Annotated in this window: 18 protein-coding genes and 1 tRNA gene; 8 read left to right on the top strand and 11 right to left on the bottom strand. The window is 73.6% G+C overall.

Annotation, left to right across the window (positions count from 1 at the left end):
- The first annotated feature begins 18 nt into the window (after positions 1–18).
- Positions 19–1,146, top strand: a complete 1,128-nt coding sequence (locus ACICHK_RS15855) for an LLM class flavin-dependent oxidoreductase (protein ID WP_225860635.1) — start codon at positions 19–21, stop codon at positions 1,144–1,146.
- Here ACICHK_RS15855 and ACICHK_RS15850 read toward each other — a convergent pair.
- Positions 1,137–3,062 (bottom strand): putative bifunctional diguanylate cyclase/phosphodiesterase, encoded by a 1,926-nt coding sequence (locus ACICHK_RS15850; RefSeq protein ID WP_406837416.1) that lies wholly within the window; start codon positions 3,060–3,062, stop codon positions 1,137–1,139. The genes ACICHK_RS15855 and ACICHK_RS15850 overlap by 10 nt on opposite strands.
- A gap of 353 nt (positions 3,063–3,415) precedes the next feature.
- Here ACICHK_RS15850 and ACICHK_RS15845 point away from each other — a divergent pair, with 353 nt between their 5' ends.
- Entirely contained in the window at positions 3,416–4,975 is a 1,560-nt protein-coding gene (locus tag ACICHK_RS15845; protein WP_406837415.1) for a M6 family metalloprotease domain-containing protein, read from the top strand.
- Between the two features lie 75 nt (positions 4,976–5,050).
- On the opposite strand, the gene ACICHK_RS15840 is transcribed toward ACICHK_RS15845, so the two are convergent.
- The 7 genes from ACICHK_RS15840 to ACICHK_RS15810 form a co-directional block, all read right to left on the bottom strand.
- Positions 5,051–5,124 (bottom strand) — tRNA-Lys (locus ACICHK_RS15840).
- Positions 5,115–6,044, bottom strand: a complete 930-nt coding sequence (locus tag ACICHK_RS15835; RefSeq protein ID WP_406837414.1) for a bifunctional DNA primase/polymerase — start codon at positions 6,042–6,044, stop codon at positions 5,115–5,117. Before ACICHK_RS15835 ends, ACICHK_RS15840 begins: the two co-directional genes overlap by 10 nt.
- A gap of 160 nt (positions 6,045–6,204) precedes the next feature.
- Complete coding sequence (locus ACICHK_RS15830; protein WP_103553329.1) at positions 6,205–6,582, bottom strand: hypothetical protein; 378 nt, start codon at positions 6,580–6,582, stop codon at positions 6,205–6,207.
- Positions 6,583–6,722: 140 nt separating this feature from the next.
- Positions 6,723–8,057: an AAA family ATPase gene (locus ACICHK_RS15825; RefSeq protein ID WP_406837413.1), complete on the bottom strand. Its 1,335-nt coding sequence runs from the start codon at positions 8,055–8,057 to the stop codon at positions 6,723–6,725.
- The gene (locus tag ACICHK_RS15820) at positions 8,054–9,649 is read right to left on the bottom strand and encodes a hypothetical protein (RefSeq protein ID WP_406837412.1); all 1,596 of its coding nucleotides are present in this window, start codon (positions 9,647–9,649) and stop codon (positions 8,054–8,056) included. Before ACICHK_RS15820 ends, ACICHK_RS15825 begins: the two co-directional genes overlap by 4 nt.
- On the bottom strand, positions 9,640–10,866 hold the full coding sequence (locus tag ACICHK_RS15815; RefSeq protein WP_406841234.1) for a hypothetical protein: 1,227 nt from the start codon (positions 10,864–10,866) through the stop codon (positions 9,640–9,642). Before ACICHK_RS15815 ends, ACICHK_RS15820 begins: the two co-directional genes overlap by 10 nt.
- The gene (locus ACICHK_RS15810; protein WP_406837411.1) at positions 10,817–11,818 is read right to left on the bottom strand and encodes a phosphatase PAP2 family protein; all 1,002 of its coding nucleotides are present in this window, start codon (positions 11,816–11,818) and stop codon (positions 10,817–10,819) included. The genes ACICHK_RS15815 and ACICHK_RS15810 overlap by 50 nt, the downstream gene beginning before the upstream one ends.
- Positions 11,819–12,064: 246 nt before the next feature.
- On the opposite strand from ACICHK_RS15810, the gene ACICHK_RS15805 reads away from it, so the two are divergent.
- Positions 12,065–12,661: a histidine phosphatase family protein gene (locus tag ACICHK_RS15805; RefSeq protein WP_406837410.1), complete on the top strand. Its 597-nt coding sequence runs from the start codon at positions 12,065–12,067 to the stop codon at positions 12,659–12,661.
- 18 nt (positions 12,662–12,679) lie between these two features.
- On the opposite strand, the gene ACICHK_RS15800 is transcribed toward ACICHK_RS15805, so the two are convergent.
- Positions 12,680–14,248 (bottom strand): hypothetical protein, encoded by a 1,569-nt coding sequence (locus tag ACICHK_RS15800; RefSeq protein ID WP_406837409.1) that lies wholly within the window; start codon positions 14,246–14,248, stop codon positions 12,680–12,682.
- Between the two features lie 299 nt (positions 14,249–14,547).
- On the opposite strand from ACICHK_RS15800, the gene ACICHK_RS15795 reads away from it, so the two are divergent.
- Both ACICHK_RS15795 and ACICHK_RS15790 read left to right on the top strand, forming a co-directional pair.
- Entirely contained in the window at positions 14,548–14,988 is a 441-nt protein-coding gene (locus ACICHK_RS15795; RefSeq protein WP_406837408.1) for a hypothetical protein, read from the top strand.
- A gap of 65 nt (positions 14,989–15,053) precedes the next feature.
- A complete protein-coding gene (locus ACICHK_RS15790) occupies positions 15,054–15,953 on the top strand; it encodes a spermidine synthase (RefSeq protein WP_406837407.1) in 900 nt (299 codons plus the stop codon).
- A gap of 30 nt (positions 15,954–15,983) precedes the next feature.
- Here the strand turns inward: ACICHK_RS15790 and ACICHK_RS15785 are convergent, their stop codons facing one another.
- Positions 15,984–16,526, bottom strand: coding sequence for a hypothetical protein (locus ACICHK_RS15785; protein WP_406837406.1), 543 nt, complete (start codon positions 16,524–16,526; stop codon positions 15,984–15,986).
- Between the two features lie 157 nt (positions 16,527–16,683).
- On the opposite strand from ACICHK_RS15785, the gene ACICHK_RS15780 reads away from it, so the two are divergent.
- From ACICHK_RS15780 to ACICHK_RS15770, 3 genes are all read left to right on the top strand, one after another.
- A complete protein-coding gene (locus tag ACICHK_RS15780) occupies positions 16,684–17,388 on the top strand; it encodes a response regulator transcription factor (RefSeq protein WP_406837405.1) in 705 nt (234 codons plus the stop codon).
- Positions 17,385–18,758 (top strand): ATP-binding protein, encoded by a 1,374-nt coding sequence (locus ACICHK_RS15775; protein WP_406837404.1) that lies wholly within the window; start codon positions 17,385–17,387, stop codon positions 18,756–18,758. Before ACICHK_RS15780 ends, ACICHK_RS15775 begins: the two co-directional genes overlap by 4 nt.
- 313 nt (positions 18,759–19,071) lie before the next feature.
- A complete protein-coding gene (locus ACICHK_RS15770; RefSeq protein WP_406837403.1) occupies positions 19,072–20,562 on the top strand; it encodes a cellulose binding domain-containing protein in 1,491 nt (496 codons plus the stop codon).
- Positions 20,563–20,736: 174 nt separating this feature from the next.
- Here the strand turns inward: ACICHK_RS15770 and ACICHK_RS15765 are convergent, their stop codons facing one another.
- Positions 20,737–22,167: a GH1 family beta-glucosidase gene (locus ACICHK_RS15765; RefSeq protein WP_406837402.1), complete on the bottom strand. Its 1,431-nt coding sequence runs from the start codon at positions 22,165–22,167 to the stop codon at positions 20,737–20,739.
- Positions 22,168–22,210: the final 43 nt, after the last annotated feature.

Below are 22,210 nucleotides of genomic sequence, written 5' to 3'. Positions count from 1 at the left end.
CAATCAGGAGGCACCCCGGTGGACGAGACGGTGGACGAAGCGGCCGAGAGGGACGGGATCCGGGGCACGGCACGGGGCACCGCACCCGTACCCCTGTCCGTACTGGACCTGGTCACCGTGGGCGCGGGCCGCACCGCGACCGACGCCCTGCGCACCAGCGTCGAGATCGCCCGCCTCGCGGACTCCCGCGGCTTCCACCGCTACTGGGTGGCCGAACACCACTCGATGCCCGGGGTGGCCAGCTCCTCGCCCGCGGTGATCCTCGCCCACCTGGCCGCCCACACGGACCGCGTCCGGCTGGGCTCCGGCGGAGTGATGCTCCCCAACCACGCCCCGCTCGTCATCGCGGAGCAGTTTGGCACGCTGGAGGCGATGGCCCCGGGCCGCGTCGACCTCGGCCTCGGCCGGGCCCCGGGCACGGACGGGGCGACGGCCGCCGCGCTGCGCCGCACCCAGCGGCTGGGCGAGGGCGCCGACGACTTCCCCGACCAGCTCGCGGAACTCGTCCGCTTCCTGGACGACGACTTCCCCGACGGCCACCCCTACGCCCGGATCCACGCCGTTCCCGGCCCGGTCCAGGCGACCTCGCCGGGCGGGGTCCAGTCCCGGCACCGGCCCCCGGTCTGGCTGCTCGGCTCCTCCGGCTTCAGCGCCCGCCTCGCCGGGTCCCTCGGGCTCCCCTTCGCCTTCGCGCACCACTTCTCGGCGCAGAACACGATCCCGGCGCTCGACCTCTACCGCGCCTCCTTCCGGCCGAGCGCGGTCCTCGACGCCCCGTACGCCCTCATCGGGGTCGCCGCCATCGCCGCGGACGAGGAGAAGGAGGCCCGTCGGCAGGTGCTGGCCGCAGCCTTGAGCATGGTCCGCCTGCGCACCGGGCGCCCCGGTCTCGTGCCGACCCCGGAGGAGGCGGAGGCCTATGAATTCAGCGCGATGGAGCGGGAGTTCGTCGGTTCCTGGAACGCCAACGTCATCCACGGCACCGCCGACGAGGTGCGCGCCGGCCTCGACGACCTCCAGAAGCGCACCGGCGCCGACGAGTTGATGATCACGGGCAACGCGCACAGCGGTGACGTACGGCTGCGCTCGTACGAACTGATCGCGGACGCCTACGGGTTGACCGGTGAGCGGGGCACTCAGGGCTGAGGACAGGCCGCCGTCAGCAGCGCGGAGATGTGTTCCGGCGCCACCGGCCGGGAGTACAGCCAGCCCTGGCCGGTGTCGCAGCCGATCCGGCGCAGCCGGGACGCCTGCGAGGGGGTCTCCACGCATTCGGCGGTGACCGTCAGGCCGAGCCGGTGGGCGAGCTGGACGAGCGCCTCGACGATGACCTCGTCGGCCGGGTTGGGGTGGGCGGAGGAACCGTCGGCGTTCTCGTACTGGAAGCCGCGGACGAAGGAGCCGTCCAGCTTCAGCACGGACACCGGGAGCCTGCTCAGGTAGGCGAGGTTCGAGTAGCCGGTGCCGAAGTCGTCGATGGCGATGCGGACCCCCATGTCGCTGAGGGCCTGCAGCGCCTGGAGCGGCCGGCCCGCCGAGCCCATCACCGCGGACTCCGTCAGCTCCAGCTGGAGCAGGTTCGGGGCCAGTCCGGTCTCCGTCAGGATCTTCGCCACGTCCGCCACCAGGTCGGAGTCCCAGACCTGGCGCACGGCGACGTTGACGCTGACGAAGATCGGCGGGGCGTCGGGACGGTCCAGCTGCCAGCGGCGGGCCTGGCGGCAGGCGGTGGCCAGCACCCAGCGGCCGAGCTGGACGATCGAGCCGTTCTCCTCGGCCAGCCCGATGAACCGGTTCGGTGTGAGCGTCCCGAACCTCGGGTGGTTCCAGCGGACGAGCGCCTCGACCCCGTGCACACCGCCGTCCTCCATGCCCACCAACGGCTGGTACTCCAGGGAGAATTCGCCCCGCTCGACGGCCGAACGGAGGGTGGAGGACAGGGCCTGGCGGGTCATGCGGTGCGCGTTGCGCTCCGGGTCGAAGAGCGTCCAGCGGCCCTTGCCGTCCGCCTTCGCCCAGTACAGCGTGGTGTCCGCGGCCTGCATCAGACCGGTCGCGGTGGTGCCGGCGGCGCGTCGCTCGACGACCCCGATGGACGCCGACAGGGACAGCCGCTGACCCGACAGGTCGAACGGCGCCTGGAGCGCCTTCAGCGCGGACTCGGCGAGGTCCGCGAGCTGGTCGGTGCCCGTCGAGTCCTCGACGAGCAGCGCGAACTCGTCCCCTCCCAGCCGCGCCACCAGGGGAGCGGTCGCCCGCGTGAGGCCGACCCCCTCGGCACAGCGCGTCAGACGCTCCGCGACGGCCGCGAGCAGCCGGTCCCCGACCCGGTGGCCGAGCGTGTCGTTGACCGCCTTGAACCCGTCCAGGTCCAGGTAGCAGAGTCCGATCCGGCCGGTGCCGCGCTCCTCGTACGTCTCCGCCTCCAGCGCCGCCGACAGGCGCTCGAAGAACAGCGCCCGGTTGGGCAGCCGGGTCACCGGGTCGTGCATCTGCAAGTGGCGCAGCCGCGCCTGGAGTTCACGCTTCGCGCCGATGTCGGTGACCGAGATCAGGACCGCCCGTTCCGGCGGGGGAAGCGGCGCGATCGTGATCTGCGCCCAGATCGCGCGGCCGTCGGGGTGCTTGAGCCGGCGGGTGCAGCGCAGCCGGGCCTGGCCGCCGCCCAGCATCTCGCGGTACGTGTGCCGGGTGCGGGGATCGGAGGCCAGGTCCATCAGGTCGGCGGCGGACCGTCCGACGAGCGTTCCCGCCCCGGCGCCGAGCAGGGTGTCCAGCGCCTCGTTGGCGGTGACGACGAGGCCCTCGCGGTCGACGACGGCCATCGCGAGAGGGGCGGTGGCGAAGGCCGCGTGGAAGGTACGGAGTGACGTTCCGTCGGGAACCGCCATGGACGCGGGCGTCCCGGAGGGCGGCTCCGGCGCCACGGGAGGTGCGGAGGGGACGGGTGGGCCGGGAGAGGCCCCGGCGGACGTACGAGAAGACGTGTCGACGTGACGTTCTGTGACGGCCGGCCGGACGAGGTCTCCCGCGGGCGCCGGCCCTTCGGACGTTCCGCTCACCACTCGCTCCCGCAGTGCACTCGTTCTCGTATGGGTCTCTCGGGGTGGTCGGCCGGTGATGGGCGGCCGCACAAGCCGTGTCCGTGCAGGAAAGTGTGCCGATCATAGAGGCTGTCCCCGAAACGGTGCAGCCACTGTCCAGTGTCCAGGAACAACCACCTCTTCTGACAGATCGTTTCTGCCTGTTATCCGGACGGGTTCCCTCTCCTGTGGACCGCACGTGACGTTCCGTGCACGTTCGGGGGTGTCGGCCCGCTCGTCCCCTCACTCTTCCGGTTCAGACAAACAGGGCGAAATAGTACAAATTCAATCAGGCTGGATGCGGTGTCCCGAAACCGCATCCGGAGGTCGACGTGCCGCGTCCGCTCCCCCTGAGGGTTCTCGCCCGCGAGGCGCTGCGCGGTCTCGCCCGCGACGGGACGCCCCGCTGGCGCAGCACCGCGGCCATGTTCACCTCGATGACCGCGCTCGCCGCGACCTCCCTGGGGCCGGGTCACGCGCTCGCCGAGCCCCTCGTGTCGCCCTGTGCCCTGACACGGACCGCGGCGCACCACTCGGAGGGCGCCGACACCTGGAACACCGCCTACGAGCGCCCCACCCGCCCCCTCGACGCGGTGATGGTCTTCCTGTCCTTCCCCGACTCCACCCCGCGCGCCACGCCCGCCGAGCTGACGGGCGACTACTTCCCGGCCACCAGCCGTTTCTTCGAGCAGGCCTCGTACGGCAGGTTCACGGTCCGGCCGCATCCCCGGCGCACCTGGATCCAGATGCCGCGCCCCTCCACGTCGTACGCCATACAGCGCGACTGGAACGCAGGCGACCGCGCCGCCTATCTGCGCGACGCCCTGTCCGTGGCCGATCCGCGGATCGACTTCTCGCGCTACGACATCGTCTACTTCGTCGCGGACCCGGACGCTCCGGGTGTCGACTCGGACGCCACGAAGGTCGTCAACCTGGACGAGCCGCTGCACGCGGACGGCAAGAGCATCCGGCGCGTCGTCACGGTCTTCGAGAAGCATCCGCCGGACCGTCTCGTCCTCGCGCACGAGACCGGCCACGTCTTCGACCTGCCCGATCTCTACCACCGGCCCACCGACGGCAAGGGCGACTGGGACACCTACGTGGGTGACTGGGACCTCATGGGCAGCCAGTTCGGCCTCGCTCCCGACCTCTTCGGCTGGCACAAGTGGCGGCTGGGATGGCTGGAACCGCACCAGGTGGCGTGCGTACTGGGCGCCGGCGTCACGCGGCTGACCCTGGAGCCGCTGGAGACCGGACCCGTCGGTTCGGCGGTCGGTCCGGCGGTCGGTTCGGCCGGCGCGAGCGCCGGGGGAGCCGCCGCCACCGAGGAGCCGGAGGCCTCCCCGGCCGTGCCGACGACGAGCGGGACGGGCGCGGCGGGCGGGACGGGCGCGTCGAGCGGGACGGGCGGGCCGAGTGGGGCGGGGGCGGTCCGGCAGGGGCCGCGGGTGCCCCCGGGCGGACGGCAGGTGTCCTCGCCCGGTCCGGGCGCGCCGGCCACGTCCGCGAACGCGGTGGGCGTGGCGGCTCCCCCCGGCTCGGGGGCCTTCGGTGCCGGCCGGGGCACCAAACTGGCGGTCGTCCCCACGGGCCCGGACAGCGCGATCGCCCTGGAGGCGCGCGGACCGGCGGGCAACGACGGCTCGACGTGCGAGCAGGGCGTGCTCGTCTACCGGGTCCGCAGCGGGACCGAGTCGGGCAGCGGCCCCGTCCAGGTCCTCGACGCCCACCCCCGCACCGAGGCCTGCTGGGAGGACTCCGTCTACCCGCCTCTCGCCGACGCCCCGGTGGGCCTCGGGGAGAGCTTCGGGGTGCCGGGAGCGAACGTCCGCGTCCAGGTGGAGGACCGGACGGCCTCGGGGGCCTGGACGGTGAGGATCACGACGGGCTGAGCCGCCCCTCGCGACGGCGGAAACGACGAGAGCGGGACGCTCGCGTTTCCGCGAATCATCCCGCTCTCGTTGGCGTGCGCCGCCAGGGACTCGAACCCCGGACCCGCTGATTAAGAGTCAGCTGCTCTAACCAACTGAGCTAGCGGCGCCTGCTGACGTCGTAGACCTTAGCATCCTGATCGGCGCGAGGAAAAATCGATATCCGCACCGCCGACGCCGCCGCCGCGCGGGCCGCCCGTACGGCGGCCCAGAGCAGGATCTCGGGGCCGGGGAGCCAGGGGTGCCGCGTGTCGGGGGCCACCAGCCAGCGGGAATCGGTCCGGACGGCCTCGGGTGCGCCGCTCCCCGGGTCCGGCGGGTTCAGCGGGGGCACGGTGATCGCGTCCCCCGTACCGTGGCAGAGCAGCGGCGGCACCTCCCGGCGCGTCCCCGCCCGCCCGCCGTGCCCCGCACCATCGGAACCGGCGACGGTCCAGGGCCCCGCGAGGGCTTCGGGGCCTGCCACGGCTCCAGTCCTCACGGCGGTTCCGGGTCCCGCGAGGGCTTCGGGCCCCGCCACGGCTCCAGGCCCCGCGGCGGTTCCGGGGGCCACGAGGGTTCCGGGCCCCGTGAGCGGCCCGTGTCCCGCGGCGGCTTCGGGGGCCTCGTGCCCGGCGGCACCCTCGTGCCCCTTGGTGCCCTCGTGTCCCGCGGGGGCGCCCGCGCCCCACTCCTCCCACTCCATGAGCGCGGGAAGCCGCTGGGCGGTGCCGGGCGCGGCGAACAGCAGGATCCGCCCGCGGTGCGCCGCCACCGGGCCCGAGCCCGGCCCCTCGTCCCAGAGCCGGTCGAGCATCCGCCGCCCGAAGAGGGCCGACGCGCTGACGACGTCGAACGCGCTGCCGCAGAGCAGGACGACCGGGGCGTCCGGCCGGTCGCGCCAGAGGGCGAGCGTGCTGCGCGGATACGTTCCCGCGGAGGCGAGCCAGGCGGCGCCCTCGGACGTGACCCCCGAGACGTCCAGCCATCCGGGCGACGCCGCCCCGGAGCCGTGCGGGGTGCTGCTCGGCGGGTTCCGTGTGCTGCTCATGCCGGATACGTCTACCCGGGGTGAGCGGCCCGTCCCGGAGGGTTGCCGGAAACCGGGACAGGCGGGGGTGAGGTGGAGTATCTTGCCCGGCTGGCATATGCCAGCCAGCGAGCGGTGAAGGGGGCGCCGGACCGTCCGGGCCCGGTCCCGGGCGCGCGGGTCAGAGCGCGTCGGCCACCCCGTGACCGTGTCCGTTGCCCTCCGTGCCCCGCAGCAGGCCCTGGCCGAACTCGACCATCTTCTTCGCGTAGTCCTCGGTCCACTCGGCCCGCTCCGCGATCGAGGCGGTGGTCAGCCGGTCGAAACGGCGCGGATCGGCGAGCTGCGCGGCGGCGATGGCCTGGAACTCGACGGCCCGGTCGGCGGCGGCGCGGAACGCCTGCGCCAGCTCCGTGGACCGGTCGAGCAGCGCGCGCGGGTCGTCTATCGACTCCAGGTCGAAGAAGTGCTCCGGATCCCCGGCGGCTTCCGCGGGCTCGAAGAGCAGGGGCGCGGGGCGTAGCCGCGGTTCGTTCCGACGCGGCGTGGGCTCCGCCATGTCTTCTCCTCCTCGTACGGTTCGGGGCCCTCCTGGCGAAGGGCCACCGTCCATTGTCCCGCGCCCGCGCAAGTGGGCCGAAGGGCCGAGCGCGCCCACCGGGCCCCGGACCCCGTGATCCGGGGCCGCCGGAGCGGGGCTCAGGGCCGCCAGGCCACCCGGTGCTCCGCCAGGTGCGACAGCACCGAATGGTTGGCCTCCCAACCGTCCGGGAACTTCACGGTCACCCCCAGCTGCACGGGCTCGGTCGACGGGTGGTCGTCCAGCAACTCCGTGATTCCTTCCCGGCAGATCACGATGCACGCGTGCCGGTGCCGGGAAGCGAGCACGCACAGACGTCCGGTCTCCAGGTGGAAGGCCGTGGCGTCCGGCCGCCCCGACAGCGGGTGCAGGACGACCGTGACGTCGAACTCCCTTCCCTGGAGCCGGTTCGCCGTGTCCACGGTGACGTCCGTGACGCCGAGACCGGCCAGTGCCGCCCGCACGGCCGCGGCCTGGTCGCGGTGCGCGGTGCCGACCGCGATCCGCTCGGCCGTCAGCGGCACCGGGTCCTGTGCCCGCTCCGACGTGGCCGCGCCGTCCCGGTCGAGCAGCCGCCGCACCACCCCGGCCACCGCGTGGACCGCCTCCGGGTCCGTGCGCGGAGTGTGCCGGGCCGGCAGCTCCAGCAGTCCCCAACCGGACTCCGCCGCCTCGTCGATGACCCGGTCGGTGCCCGAACCGTCCGACGGGACACCGAAGTCCAGCCGCCGGTCGCCGTGACCGGTGCCGCTGCGGAACGGCGTGTACGGGTAGAAGGCGCCCGAGACCAGCGGCGCGGCCGACGCGGGCAGCCGCCAGGACACCGGCAGCCGGTGCTGCGGCAGGTGCGGGTTGTGCGCGAGCAGCGTGCTCACCGCGGACGCGGAGGGATCGTAGGACAGCCCGGCCCACTGCTCGGAGCCGACGATCGCGAACGGGTCCAACTGCCCGGGGTCGCCCACGAACAGCGCCCGTTCGAAGAGTCCGGCGACGGCGAGGAGCGCGTCCGAGCGCATCTGGTACGCCTCGTCGACGATCGCGTGCCGCCAGGGCTCGACGCCCTTGACGTGGGCCCACTTCGCGGCGGTCGACACGACGACGTCCAGGCCCGCCAGATCGGCCGCCTTCGTGGACTTGCGGACCTGGTCCAGGCCGTCGAGCGCCTTGTCGTACGGATCGGAGTCGCTGCTGTGCAACCGCCCCACGGGCAGGCCGGGTTCCTTCTCCGCGAGCCGCAGCACCAGATCGTCGACCTGCGCGTTGGTCTGCGCGATGACCATCAACGGGCGCCCGGCGGAGGCCAGTTCGAGCGCGGCCCGGACGACGAGGGTCGACTTGCCGGCGCCAGGCGGGGAGTCGACCACGACACCGCGGTCGGTGCCGTGCAGGGTGTCGTACAGGATCGCGTCGGTGGCGCGGGCGGCCTCGGCGCCCGGGTCGAACACGGCGGTCACAGGACGTCCTCCTCGGTCACCGGGTCCGGCAGCGGCGGGGCGTCGGACTCACCGGGCGGCCCTCCGTGCGTCCACGGCGTCTCCTCCGGGTCGGGCAGCTTGGCGCCGCCGCGCTGCTCGTGCTCGAAGAGGGTGAAGCAGACGAGGTCCCCCTTCTCCGGCACGGACCCGGCCTCGGGTTCCTTGCCGCGCCCCATCTTGTCGACGATCCGCAGCACCACGGCCGCGCCCTCGTCGTCGTACCCGACGAACTCCGCGGCCTGCGGCTTCCCGCCGAGCGAGCGGTACACCTTGGCCCGTTCCCCCAGGTGCGGGCGGTCGTCCGTGCGGACGGTCACCAGCGGGCGGGGGGTCGGCCGCTTCCCCTCGCCGTACGCCATCACGACCTCGGTGACCTCTCCGGCGAACGCCTCTCCGGCGAGCCGCCGGCCGGCCATGACCAGCGGGTCGTCGAGGGCCTCCTGTGCCTCCAGCCGGGCCTGCTCCCGCTCGCGCGTGGCCAGTTTGTTCGCGGCGGTCACCGCGTCGTCGCGGCGCGGCTGCGGCGGCTCGCCCGCCACGACCCGGTCGCGGTGTCCGGTGAACGACCAGCGGTCGCGGGTCCACCGGTCGGCGGCGTGCGCCCCCTCCGGCAGCGTCCGCAGCAGGTCGATCCCGCGCCAGACCGCGTCCCAGGTGGGCCGGGTGACGCTCTCGACGAGAGCGCGGATCTCGCGCTCCGCCGCGGTGAGTTCACCGAGCCGGTCGTCGGCCTCGATGCCGTCCTCGGCGGCGGCCAGCGCCGTGCGCGCGCGGTCGTAGCGCTCGATCGCGGGGGCCAGCAGCTGGTTGTCGAAGGCGGGGTCGGTGGCCGGTCCCGCGGGCGGGCAGACGAGCTGGCCGCGCGCGTCCCGCTGGAGCTCGGCCCGCACCGCGGCCTCGGCGCCCGGCTCGCCCTCCGGCGGATCGAGCCAGGCGAGCAGCGCGCCGAGGTGCTGGTCCTCCAGGCTGCTCTGGCCGGTGGCCCAGTGCCGGGACAGCACGTCGGTGAGGGCGAGGAGCAGGGCGGAGCCGGGCACGCGGGCCCGCTCCCCGAAGTGGGTCAGCCAGCGCCCGAACAGCGGCACCCGGGGCGGCGCCGGGTGCGGTGCCTCGGGATCCTGCTCGGCGGTGCGCCGAAAACGGGTGGAGCGCCCGAGGAGACGGACGAAGTCGATGCCGGCCCGGCCGGGCACGATCAGCTGCGGGGCGTCGGCGCACAGCTCGACCTCGACCTTGACGCGCTTGCCGGTCTCCGGGTCGGTCTCGCTGCGCTCGGCCGCCTCGACCACGTCCGCGTACGCGTCGAGGTAGGGCAGGACGACGTCCGCCAGTTCGGCGAGGAAGGCGAAGCGCAGGTCGCGGTCGCGGGGCTGCGGCACGACCAGCAGCCGGGGCGCGTCCCGGTCGGTGCCGACGAGCGCGCCGAGCGGGGCTCCCGCCTCGCCCGCGGTGGTGAGCGGCACGAACACCAGCGGCCGTTCGGCGAGATGACGGTGGAGCACGGTGGCGGCGGGCTGCGCCCGGCCGCTCTCGACGGCCTCCAGCCGCGCGAGGGTGGTGATCAGCGACACGCGCCCGCCTCCCGGCCGTCCGGGGCGCCGGCCACCGGTACGTGGACCTGCGTGGAGTCCGCGTGCGCCCGTGTCCCGGGCGCGGCCGGCACCCGGGCCTCCGCGGCCGTGCCGCGCAGGGCCTCCGCCCGCAGCAGAGCCGCTCTCCTGAGGGCCGCGACGGCCGGGTCCTCGGGATCGCCCGCCTCCCCGCGGGCCGCGGCCAGCACGTCCGGGACGGTCGTCAGAGCGCCCAGGTCCGCGCGCAGCGAGCGGCCGAGCGAGGTCACCGCGCCCCCGGCGCGTGAACGGGCCCGGCAGTGGAAGGCCAGTTCGCAGGCGGCCAGGCACTCGGGCGCGTAGGTCGCGGGGACCGCCTCGACGGCCGTGATCAGTTCCTCGGCCGGGAGGTCTGGGGAGAAGCAGACGCCCTCGGGGAGGGCGGCCGCGATGTCCTCGACGCGGGTGAGCCGGGCCAGTTGGCGGCGGGTGACCGCGCGCTGCTTGCGCACGTCGACGGCCGAGGCCGTCGGGAGGTTGGAGAAGTCCTTCGGGCAGACCAGGAGGATCCGGTGGTGGACCTCGGGGGCGGGGTCGAGACGGGCGGCGACCTCCTCCAGGGCCAGGACGTACACCGCGGACTGCCGGGCGGCGGCGCCCACCTTGGCCGGGTCGGCCGAACCGTCCAGCATCGGGAACGACTTGATCTCGACGACCGTCCAGTCGCCGTCGGGGTGCACGACCACCGCGTCCGGTTCCAGGAAGGCGGGGGAGCCCGCGACGTCCAGGCAGAGCATGGGGTGGTCGAGCAGGGTCCAGCCGCCGGCCGCGGTGGCCTCGCGCAACGCCAGTTCCGTACGGGCCGTGCGTCCCTCGGGACCGATCGCGCCCAGGTCGGGCACGGCACCGGCGCCGGGCGGCTCGGCGCCGGGGTCCAGCTTCTCGTGCACCAGGCGCAGCAGTTCGGCGCCGCCGTCGGCCTTGACGCGCGCCTCGAACGCGTTGCCCCGCATGAAGGCGAACTGGGACATCCCGAACGCGGAGGGCGCGCCGAGCGCGTCGGCCAGCTTCGCCTTGTCGACGCCCACACCGTCCAGGAGGGCGCGCCGGTCGCACCCGGGGTTGGCGGCGAGTGCCGCGAGGGCGCGCGCGTCCAGCGCCTTCGGTGCGATCTCCGGACCGCGCAGCTCAGCGAGCTGCTGTCGCAGTGCTGTCCCCCGCGTCCGTGGGGGAGGCACCCGGCTCGGCTCCCGGCCCGGTTCGGGACTCGCGCTGTCGGGGAATTCGTTCACCCGCGGAAGTGTGGCATCCCACACTGACAATCGGTGAACCCTCGTCCCCCGAGGCACCCCTGGCCCACGGGACACGGTTTCCCACCAGTGTCCGCAGCCGGTCCGCCGTCCGCATCACGAACGGGGTCAGCAGCAGGCCGGCCCCCATCACCGCGGCGCCCGCGACGGCGTCCAGGAAGTAGTGGTTGGCCGTGCCCATCACGACGATCGTGGTGAACAGCGGATAGGCGACGGCGGCGACCCTGGCCGCGGGCGTCCGGCCGTGACGCCACAGCATCACCCCGCACCACAGGGCCCAGCCCACGTGCAGGCTCGGCATCGCCGCGTACTGGTTCGTCATCCCGCCCATGCCGCGGGGCGCGCTCGCCTCGGCGCCCCACCAGCCGTAGTCGCTGTACTGGGCCATCGTGTCGACGAAACCGTGCTCGGGCGACAGCAGCCGGGGCGGGCAGGTCGGCAGCAGGGTGAAGCCGATCAGGCCGATGAACGTGGAGGTCCACAGCCAGGTGCGGGCCGCCCGGTAGCGCACGCTCCGGGAGCGGAACAGCCATATCAGGATCGCCGGCGTCACCACGTAGTGCAGCGAGGCGTACCCGAAGTCGGCGGGCACGCCCAGCCAGGCCTCCCGTGTGAACAGCCGGTTCAGCGGATGCTCGGCGTTGATGTGGAGGGCCTTCTCGATCCGCAGGATCTCCAGGCCGTGGTCCACCGCGCCGCCGGTGTCGCCCCGGGCCAGCAGCCGGCCCGCCGTGTACGCCGCGTACACGAACAGGATCAGCGGGACCTCGGTCCACCAGCGCGGGCGGATCCCCGACGCGGTGGCCCCGTGCGGTCCGGCCCACCGGCCCGACCGGGCGCGCGGTGCCGCTTCGGTACGCGGTGCATCGGTCTGCGGCATCCGATCGCCCTCCCCCATCTGCTCGTGCCCATCTGCTCGTGGTGACCAGGCGGTCCGTGGCCACCCCGGGATTTTACGGTGTGTGCGAACACCCCGAAGGGGCGCCCCGGATCTCGAAGACGCTGAGATCGCCCCCCGGGTTGCCCCGGGCGGAGGTGAGCGATGATGGAGTGACCCACTCCTCGAGCCGTCCACGAGCGAGCCGACCCCCTCGTTCGTGGAGACCGTCCCGGAAAGGTCATCGTCATGGCACCGCGCATCCTGCTGGCCCGGCACGGACAGACCGAATGGTCGCTGTCCGGAAAGCACACCGGCAGGACCGACATCCCGCTCCTGGAAGAGGGGCGGCGCGGCGCCAAGCTGCTGGGCGAGCGGCTCCACCGGTCGCCGTTCGACTCGCTGCCCGCCGCCGAGGTGCGCACCAGTCCGCTCTCGCGCGCGAGCGAGACGTGCGAGCTCGCCGGTCTCGGGGAGCGGGCGACCACCTGGGACGCGCTCCTGGAGTGGGACTACGGCGCCTACGAGGGCATGACCCCGGCCGAGATCCAGGACATCCGTCCCGGCTGGTTCATCTGGCGCGACGGCGTCCCCGAGGGGGAGAGCCTGGAGCAGGTCACCGCGCGCGCGGACGAGGTCGTCTCCTACGCCCGCTCCGAGGACCGCGATCTGCTGATCTTCGCCCACGGCCACATCCTGCGCTCCATAGGCGCCCGCTGGCTGGGCCTTCCGCTGGACTTCGCGGCCCGCATCCGCCTCAACCCGACCTCGTTGTCGGTGCTCGGCTGGGCCTACGGGGAGCCGGCGATCGAGGTGTGGAACGACTGCGGGCACCTGAGCGCCTGACCGGCGCTCCGGCGGCCCTCACGCCGTGCGCGGCAGGCTCGCGTGGCGGTCGAGGAAGGCCGAGACGCCCGAGGCCCTGCGGTGCGGGAGCAGCACGCGGGCCGTTCCCGCCAGCATGGTCTGGATGCGGGAGGACTGGACCTCGTTCAGCAGGTCAAGGACGCGCTGACCGGCGGCGGCGGCCTCGTCCGGGCGTCCGCCGCGGGCCAGGTCGTCGGCGAGTTCGGCGGTGTAGAGGGCGATGTTGCGGGTGAAGTGCGGGTCCTGCAGGTGGGCGGCGCGGCGTGCGTGGCGGGCGGCCCGGGGCCAGTCGCCCAGCGTCGACCAGCACTGCGCCTCGAGCCCCTCCAGCTCGGCCTCTCCGTAGAAGGTCATCCACTCGGGGTCGGCCTCCGCGGGGCCGCGTGCGTAGAGGGCCTGCGCGCGCGCCATCGCCTGCTCGCACCCCCGGCGGTCGGCGAGCCCGGCCCAGCCACCCGCCTCGCGCAGCGCGAGCAGGGAGAGCAGCCGGGAGGAGCCGAGGGGCCGCGCGGCGCGCTGGGCCGCCTGGGCCGCGCGCACGGCCTCGCGGGGGCGCCCCGCGTCGCGGGCGAGGAAGGCCGTGTTGCAGAAGGCGTGTGCCTCGAGGCCCGCGTCGCCCGCCATCCGGGCGGTCGCGAGGGCCTCCGCGTAGTGCGAGCGGGCGTCGTCGAAGCGCCCCGAGTCGTGGGCCAGCCAGCCCACCGAGATGGCCAGTTCCCCGGCCCCCGAGTACAGCCGGTCGGCGGTCGTCTGCCGGGTGGTGCCCGCGTCGAGCAGTTCGTACGCGGTGCGCAGGGGGGCCGCCGCCCGCCGGTAGAGCCCGTCGGCCCCGTGTCTGTCGTCGAGCAGCCGGATCCGGCGGACGGCCTCCTCGAGGGCGCCCGCCTCGGACGTACCCGCCCGGTGGACGCGTCGTTCGGCGGCCGTGGCGCCGCCGCCGAAGGCACCCGTGAAGGGTCCCATCGAGGCCGCCGCCACGGTGGCGGTGCCTCCGGTCATGAATGCGCGACGCTGCACGTCGCTCTCCTCGTGGTTCTGATCGCGTTTCTCGTACGGGTCGTACGGGTCGCACGAAGGGTGCGGGTCGTACGGATCGTGCGGACTGTGCGGATCGTGCGGGCTGTCCGTGTGGTGCGCGGTGCGCGGGCCGTACGGAGCCGGGACGTGGAGCGGACCCGGCGTCTCATACGTCTCGTGCGCCCCGTCCGTCTCATACGGGGCGTGTGAAGGGTTCGTGGAGCGGGCGAGAAGCGCCTTTCCCGGGTCACGCGCCCCGCGTCCGCGTACCCAGGAGCGGGGGGTGAAACCGAGGTCGGTCAGCGTGCGGCCGGGAAACATGTGCAGGAACACCCGCTCGTACGCGTAGTTGGGACAGCGGATCTCGCCCGCCTCGACGCGCCCGATGTAGCGCGCGTCGCAGCTGACCCGCTCGCCGATCTCGAGCGCGGCCCTCCGCACCAGCGCGGCGAACTCGCCCGGGGAGCGCTGGCCGCGCAATCTCCGGAAGGCGAGATTCGGCCGTGGTGGCCGGGGGGACGGGGACGAGGTCACCGATGACGACGCCATGGCCGGGCCCTCTCTTGCGAACCGTCGAACCATGCCGGATCCAGGACCGGGTTGACCGGGTTGTGCCCGGTAGGTGCCCTGCGTCCGGCGGGCAAGAACGTACCTGGTGTGACGAGGCCGCCACGCTGGGTTTGGCTACAAACCGGATATCTCATCCACGATCTGCCATGAACTGCCATCCTTTGTGGCGGAGTTTCGCCGTAGCCGTTGACGTCCTGGCGCGTTGAACCGGATGGACCGGGAGCCGCCCGAACTCCCGACCCGCTCGTCGTCGAGGAGGGGTTCCGTTGGAGGCCGGGATGCAGATCGCGCAGACCACCGAGTTCCGTACGCCACCGCCGGCCGCGCAGCACGGGCCGTACCCGGAGCGCGGCGTCCGGTCGCGGCCGGCCGCCGAGTGCGACCTGGTGACCGTCCCGGCCCGCCAGGGGCTGGAGGCGGTCGACATCCTGCGCCGCGGCGCGGCGGCCGACCTCGTGGGGCCCGTCCTGCACGACGGCGGCCGCGACACCCTCGGCTTCCTGGTGCCGCCCGGCACCGCCGACGCCTGGGACGTGCCCGGCAGCACCTGTACGCAGACCGACGGCCGCGGCCTGGGGCCGGCCCCCGAGCCCCCGGTCGAGGGCTCGGACTGGCTGCTCCCGCCCGGGGACGCGGACCTCGCGACCGATCCGGCGGTGCTGCGGGCCGCGCTGGACGAGGCCGCGCGGCTGATCGAGGCGGCGGACGGCTGCCGCTGAGCGGGCCGGACCTCCCCGCGACCGGTCGCTGAGCCGACCCGCTCTCGCGCCCCGATAATGGCCAGATGGCACGGGCGAGGAATCAGCGGGCGGACGACGGCCGCGACACCGGACGGGGCGGGCGGCGCGGGCAGGCCGAGGCGGTCGTGGAGGCCGTCGACGGCGGGCTCGCCGAGCTGCTGCCCGACCGGGACCGGGCGCGCGCCTGGACCCTGCTCATCGACGGCGCCCCGCAGTCCCACGTCGACCTCGACGACCCCTCCTACCTGAGCTTCGAGTACCAGCGCCGCCTCGGCCACGTCATCGACCTCGTCGCCCCGCCCGGCAGGCCCGTGCAGGTCGTCCACCTCGGTGGCGGCGCCCTCAGCCTGGCCCGCTACACCGCCGCCACCCGCCCCCGGTCCACCCAGCAGGTCGTCGAACGTGACGCGGCCCTCGTCCAACTGGTGCGCCGCGAACTGCCGCTGGACCCGAACGCCCGGATCAGGGTGCGTTCCACGGACGCCCGGGAAGGTCTCGCCAAGGTGCCCGACGGCTGGGCGGACCTGGTCATCGCGGACGTCTTCAGCGGCGCGCGGACACCGGCCCATCTGACGTCCGTCGAGTTCGTCACGGAGGCCCGCCGGGTGGTGAAGGACTCCGGGATCTACGCCGCGAACCTCGCCGACGGACCCCCGCTCGCCCACCTCCGCGGCCAGATAGCCACCGTCGCCTCCGTCTTCCCCGAACTCGCCCTGGTCGCCGACCCGACGGTGCTGCGCGGCAAGCGCTTCGGGAACGCGGTCCTCGTCGCCTCCGGCCGGCCGCTGCCGGTCGCCGAACTGACCCGCCGCGCCGCCTCCGACCCGCATCCCGCCCGGGTCGAACACGGCAGGGAGCTCCTGGACTTCACGGGTGGCGCGGCACCGGTCACGGACGCCGTGGCGGTCGCCTCGCCGGCCCCGCCGCCGTCCGTGTTCCGCTGACCCGGTGCCAGCGGGTTCCCGGGCGCCGGTTCAGTACGTCCCGATGTCCACGTGCGGGGGCCCGTCGTGCCAGTCGCAGAACACCGACACCCGGTCGGCGCCCGAGCTGAACTCCACGCGGATCCACGTCTCGGTCTTCCACACCTGCATCGACCAGCCCGTGTTGGGCGTCGCGGACACCAGCGTCCCGTACGTGTCGGCGATGTCGAAGACCACCCGGCCGCCGTCCGAGTCGTAGCTCTTGACCTGCCCGGAGGAGGACGGAGACGCGGCCGGGGTCGACGGGGCCGGTGACGGACCGCCGCTCGGAGACGCGGACTTCGAGGGCGTCGGTTTCGGCTTCGGGGTCGTGGAGGGCCTGCTCGGAGCGGGCGCGGACGGCTCGGCCCGCCGGGTCGAGGACGCCAGGGGTCTCGTCTCCTCGGCCGTCGCCCCCGCCACCGTGATGGGCAGCGCCCGCGGCGGGTCGTAGGCCGTCCCCGTCATGACGGTGTGGACACCCCACCACGACAGCGTGACCGCCGCGCCCGTGGCGAGCAACCAAGCGAGTACGTGTACGAGTCCTCTGCGCATCCCGGCCATACTGCACCACGAGCGCCACGGGTGTCTTCCGGCCCTGCCGAGATCCGGAATGTCGGCAGGAGAGTGGGCCGGGATTGTCCACAAGTGCCTGATGAGGGTTGTCCACAGGCATCGGACCGCCCCGCGCGGATGGCGTACGGTGCGGCTCATGGCAAGTGTGCTCGTCGTCGAGGACGACCAGTTCGTACGCTCGGCGCTCATCCGGCATCTGACCGAGGCCGCGCACATCGTGCGCAGCGTCGGCACCGCCCTGGAGGCGTTGCGCGAGGTCGCCCACTTCTCCTTCGACGTCGTGATCCTCGACCTCGGACTGCCCGATCTGGACGGGTCCGAGGCGCTGAAGATGCTGCGCGGGATCACCGACGTCCCGGTGATCATCGCCACCGCGCGGGACGACGAGGCGGAGATCGTCCGGCTGTTGAACGCCGGCGCGGACGACTACCTGACCAAGCCGTTCTCGGTCGAGCACCTGTCCGCGCGCATGGCGGCGGTGCTGCGCCGTTCGCGCACCACCGTGGGAGAGGCCCCCGTGTCGACGGTCATCCGGGTCGGCGGGCTCGCCATCGACCCGCTGCGCCGCCAGGCGGAACTGGACGGCGTCCGACTCGACCTCACCCGGCGCGAGTTCGACCTGCTCGCCTTCCTGGCCGGGCGCCCCGGTGTCGTCGTACCGCGCAGGGAACTGCTCGCCGAGGTGTGGCAGCAGGCCTACGGCGACGACCAGACCATAGACGTCCATCTCTCCTGGCTGCGCCGGAAGCTGGGGGAGACGGCGGCCCGGCCGCGCTATCTGCACACCCTGCGGGGCGTCGGCGTGAAGCTGGAACCGCCGAGAGCGGAGCGGCCGCTGTGAGGTGGGCACTGGTCAAGGTGTGCGTGGCGGTGACGACGATGGTCGTCGTCGCCTTCGCGGTCCCGCTCGGCCTGGTGATCAAGGAGATGGCGCGCGACCGGGCGTTCTCCAACGCCGAGCGGCAGGCCGCCGCCATCGCGCCCGCGCTCTCCATCACCACCGACCGGGACGAGTTGGAGCGCGTCGTCGCCTCGGCCGGTTCGGACGCGCAGATGGCCGTGCACATCCCCGCCGGCGACGGCAAGCCGGCGGTCGAGATCGGCAAGCGGCGCGCCGTCGGCAAGGACATCGCCATGACCCGGCGGCTGGGGCGGGCCTCCACCGCGGAGGTGCCCGGCGGCTCCACACTGCTCCAGCCCGTCGCGCTGAGCTCCGGCATCGCGGTCATCGAGGTGTACGTCCCCGAGGCCGAGGTCAGCAACGGCGTCGGCACGGCCTGGGCGGTCCTCGCCGCGGTCGGTGTCGCCCTGATCATCGGCTCCGTCGCGGTCGCCGACCGGCTGGGCGTGCGGATGGTGCAGCCCGCGCAGCGCCTCGCCGAGGGCGCGCACGAGCTGGGCGAGGGGAAGCTCGGATCCCGCGTGCCCGAGGAAGGGCCGACCGAACTGCGGCAGGCCGCCGTCGCGTTCAACTCCATGGCCGACCAGGTCGTCCAGCTGCTCGCCAACGAGCGGGAGCTCGCCGCCGACCTCTCGCACCGCCTGCGCACGCCGCTGACCGTGCTCCGCCTCAACGCCGCCTCCCTCGGTGACGGGCCGGCCGCCGAGCAGACCCGGGCCGCCGTGGAGCAGTTGGAGCGCGAGGTCGACACGATCATCAGGACGGCCCGGGAGGCCAAGCCGCAGACCGCGGCGATCGGTGCCGGTGCCGGGTGCGACGCCTCCGAGGTCGTCCGTGAACGCATGGACTTCTGGTCCGCGCTCGCCGAGGACGAGGGACGCAAGGTGCGGGTGGCCGGCGTGGACCGGCCGTGCCGCATACCCGTGGCCCGTGCCGACCTCGCCGCCGCGCTCGACGCGCTCCTCGGCAACGTCTTCCGCCACACCCCCGAGGGCACGGCCTTCGCGGTCGACGTGCACAACGCCGAGGACGCCGTGATCGTGCTGGTGTCGGACGCGGGCGCCGGGATCGTGGACCCGGAGGCGGCGATGGCGCGCGGACGGGGCTCGGGCAACGACGGGTCCACGGGCCTCGGCCTCGACATCGTGCGACGGCTCGCGGAGTCGACGGGCGGGGACGTACGGATCGGTTCCTCCGTGCTGGGCGGAACCGAGGTGCGCATCTGGATCCAGCTGGACGGCAGGGCCCCGGTCCGCAGCGGACACCGGGGCAGCGTACGCCGCCGCCGACGGAGCACCGTCGCACGCTGACACGCCGTGGGCGCCTCGCCCGCGCCGAGTCGCCCCGGCGCCACGCGCCACACGAACCCGCGGCACCCGCCGGAACGGGCACGCGCCGAGGGGTCCCGTGTCCGTGCCGGGCGAGTCCGTGAGGCCTGCCAAACCGCCCACATTGGTCTCGACCTTTAACGGCTTCCGATGCCTTCCTTAAGCGGACCCTAAGATCCCCGACCGGCGTCCGGATCAACCGGTTTGACCGATTCCGGATCGCTAGCGTGATGCCCGCACCCCTGGGACGACCCCAGTGAACCCCCCCCCGTGATTCCGCGAAGGCAGGCACGCGATGAGCAGCACGCACCGGCGCAAGGTCAGTGGCAGGAACAAGGCGATAGGCGCCGTCGTCGCGGCGGCCGTGGCCGGCGGCGGCGCCCTCGTGTTCACCGGTATCGCGAACGCGTCGAGTGTCGGGGCCGCTTACACCAGGACCAGCGAGTGGTCCACGGGGTACACCGCGCAGTACGTCGTCTCCAATGACACGAACCAGCAAAAGCCCGACTGGAAGCTGGAGTTCGACCTGCCCTCGGGCTCCAAGCTCAGCTCCCTGTGGGACGCGACCTCGTCGGTGAGCGGACAGCACGTCACCGTGACGCCGCCGTCCTGGGACAAGGACGGTCTGGCGGCCGGCGAGTCCGTCACCGTCGGCTTCGTCGTGAACGGCACCGCGAACCCGACGGGTTGTGTCATCGACGGCACCAAGTGCTCGGTGGACGAGGCGACGCCCGAGCCGAGCGGCCGCCCGACGCAGACCGCGACCCCCACGGCCAAGCCCACCCCGACCGCGAGCGCGACCCAGAGCGCCACCCCGAAGCCGACCGCCACCGCCACCGCGACCGCCACGGCCACCCCGACCCCCACGCAGACCTCGGGCGGCGGCACCACGACGACCGCGGGCTTCGCTCCCTACGTCGACACCTCCCTCTTCCCGGCCTTCGACCTGGTCAAGGCGGCCGACGCCACCGGTGTGAAGAACTACAACCTCGCGTTCATCACCGACGGCGGCGGCTGCACGCCGAAGTTCGGCGGTGTGAGCGACCTCGCGAACGACGCGGTGGCGGCGCAGATCGGCGCGCTGCGCGCCAAGGGCGGCGACGTCCGGGTCTCCTTCGGCGGCGCCTCCGGCACGGAGCTCGCCACCACCTGCGGCTCGGTCGACGCGCTGGCGGCGGCCTACGGCAAGGCCGTGGACGCCTTCAAGCTCACGAAGGTCGACTTCGACGTCGAGGGCGGCGCGCTGCCCAACACGGCGGCGAACACCAAGCGCGCCCAGGCCATCGCCAAGCTCCAGCAGCAGCACCCGGGCCTGGACGTCTCCCTCACCCTGCCGGTCCTGCCGCAGGGCCTCACCCAGGACGGCGTGAACCTGGTCGCCGACGCCAAGTCCAACGGCGTGAAGATCAGCGCCGTGAACATCATGGCGATGGACTACGGCCCCGCGTTCAACGGTGACATGGGCGACCTCGCCGAGCAGGCCGCCACGGCCACACAGGCGCAGATCAAGGGTGTCCTCGGTCTCTCCGACAGCGCCGCGTGGAAGACCGTCGCCATCACCCCGATGATCGGCGTCAACGACGTGGCCTCGGAGATCTTCAAGGTCGACGACGCCTCGCAGCTCGTCTCCTTCGCGCAGTCCAAGGGCATCGGCTGGCTCTCGATGTGGTCCGCGGCCCGGGACAAGCAGTGCGCCGGCGGTGCCAAGAACAGCGCGGACGCCACCTGCAGCTCCATCGTCCAGGGCGACGGTGCCTTCTCCAAGGCGTTCGCCGCTCTCAAGTAGCCATCGCGAAACGGGGGTCGCGCACGCCCCGGCCGGTCTTCTCCACCTGCCACCCCCCACCCGGCCGGGGCGTCGTGACGACACGCGAAGGGCCTGGGCCCTGTCCGGAGATCCACCGGACAGGGCCCAGGCCCTTTCTCCCGCACACCGCGGACACACCCGGGCGGCGCCCGGCTACTCCGTGGGCGCCACCGGCGCCAGCGTGCCCGTGCGGGCCGCCTTGCCGTACCAGTGGGCGCTCGACTTCGGGGTGCGGGTCAGGGTCGCGTAGTCGACGTAGACCGCGCCGAAGCGCTTCTCGTAGCCGTAGGCCCACTCGAAGTTGTCCAGCAGGGACCACAGGAAGTAGCCGCGGACGTCCGCCCCGTCCTCGATCGCGCGGTGCACGGCGGACAGGTGGCCGTTCAGGTAGGCGATGCGCTCGGGGTCGTGGACGCGGCCCTCCGGGTCCGGCTTGTCGTCGTAGGCCGCGCCGTTCTCCGTGATGTACAGGGGCAGGCCCGGCGCCTCACGGGTGTACCGCATGATCAGCTCGTGCAGCCCCGTCGGGTCGATCGTCCAGCCCATCTCCGTGCGCTCGCCCGGCGTCTGGTGGAACGTGACGTCGTCCGCGCCCGGCCAGGGGGAGTGCATGCTGGAGCCGTGGCCGTCCGCGCGCGGACCGTCCGCGGGAGCGGCGGCGGCCGAGACCAGCGTCGGGGTGTAGTAGTTGAGCCCGAGGGCGTCCAGTGGCTGGTGGATCAGCGCGAGGTCGCCGTCCTGGACGTACGACCAGTCGGTGATCGGCCGGGTCGCCGTGAACAGGGTCGCCGGGTAGGCGCCGTGCAGCATCGGGCCGTGGAAGACGCCGTTGGCCAGGTCGTCGATGCGCCGGGCCGCGTCCAGGTCCGCCGGGTCCTGCGTGAGGGGCCGGACCGGGCAGGAGTTGAGGCTCACCGCGACCGAGTTGCGGGAGGGCATCACGGAACGCAGCGCCGAGGTGCCGAGCCCGTGCGCGAGGTTCAGGTGGTGGGCCGCGCGCAGCGCCGCCGCCGGGTCCGTCCGGCCGGGGGCGTGCACCCCGGAGCCGTAGCCCAGGAAGGCGCTGCACCAGGGCTCGTTCAGGGTGATCCACTGCTCGACGCGGTCACCCAGCGCCTCGCCCACGATCTGCGCGTACTCGGCGAAGCGCAGCGCCGTCTCGCGCTCGGGCCAGCCGCCCGCGTCCTCCAGCTCCTGCGGCAGGTCCCAGTGGTAGAGGGTGATCGCCGGCTTGATGCCCTTCGACAGCAGCTCGTCGACCAGACGCCGGTAGAAGTCCAGGCCGCGCTGGACGGCGGGGCCCCGGCCGGTGGGCTGCACCCGCGACCAGGAGACGGAGAAGCGGTACGCGCCGAGGCCGAGGTCGGCCATCAGGGCCACGTCGTCGCGGTAGCGGTGGTAGTGGTCGACAGCGATGTCACCGTGCTCGCCGCCGGCCGTCCTGCCCGGCGTATGGCTGAAGGTGTCCCAGATCGACGGCGTGCGGCCGTCCTCCCGCACCGCGCCCTCGATCTGGTAGGCGGAGGTGGCCGCACCCCAGAGGAAGGCCGGAGGGAAAGTCACGGGTGTGGTGGACTCAGGCATGGAAGCGCTCCCAAGGGGGTCGTGAAGACCGACGAGTTGGATG

This window comes from Streptomyces sp. AHU1, assembly GCF_045343905.1.
GTDB classification, from domain to species: Bacteria; Actinomycetota; Actinomycetes; order Streptomycetales; family Streptomycetaceae; genus Streptomyces; species Streptomyces triticiradicis.
Note: the sequence above shows the minus strand (reverse complement) of the source record. Positions and strands in the feature narration are given on the sequence as shown.

Excerpts from the sequence above, each read along its gene's own strand:
- ACICHK_RS15835 (WP_406837414.1), bottom strand. The coding sequence starts at position 6,044 with ATGAGCAGCACACGGAACCCGCCGAGCAGCACCCCGCACGGCTCCGGG.
- ACICHK_RS15830 (WP_103553329.1), bottom strand. The coding sequence starts at position 6,582 with ATGGCGGAGCCCACGCCGCGTCGGAACGAACCGCGGCTACGCCCCGCG.
- ACICHK_RS15810 (WP_406837411.1), bottom strand. The coding sequence starts at position 11,818 with ATGCCGCAGACCGATGCACCGCGTACCGAAGCGGCACCGCGCGCCCGG.
- ACICHK_RS15805 (WP_406837410.1), top strand. The coding sequence starts at position 12,065 with ATGGCACCGCGCATCCTGCTGGCCCGGCACGGACAGACCGAATGGTCG.
- ACICHK_RS15800 (WP_406837409.1), bottom strand. The coding sequence starts at position 14,248 with ATGGCGTCGTCATCGGTGACCTCGTCCCCGTCCCCCCGGCCACCACGG.
- ACICHK_RS15795 (WP_406837408.1), top strand. The coding sequence starts at position 14,548 with ATGCAGATCGCGCAGACCACCGAGTTCCGTACGCCACCGCCGGCCGCG.
- ACICHK_RS15790 (WP_406837407.1), top strand. The coding sequence starts at position 15,054 with ATGGCACGGGCGAGGAATCAGCGGGCGGACGACGGCCGCGACACCGGA.
- ACICHK_RS15785 (WP_406837406.1), bottom strand. The coding sequence starts at position 16,526 with ATGCGCAGAGGACTCGTACACGTACTCGCTTGGTTGCTCGCCACGGGC.
- ACICHK_RS15780 (WP_406837405.1), top strand. The coding sequence starts at position 16,684 with ATGGCAAGTGTGCTCGTCGTCGAGGACGACCAGTTCGTACGCTCGGCG.
- ACICHK_RS15770 (WP_406837403.1), top strand. The coding sequence starts at position 19,072 with ATGAGCAGCACGCACCGGCGCAAGGTCAGTGGCAGGAACAAGGCGATA.
- ACICHK_RS15765 (WP_406837402.1), bottom strand. The coding sequence starts at position 22,167 with ATGCCTGAGTCCACCACACCCGTGACTTTCCCTCCGGCCTTCCTCTGG.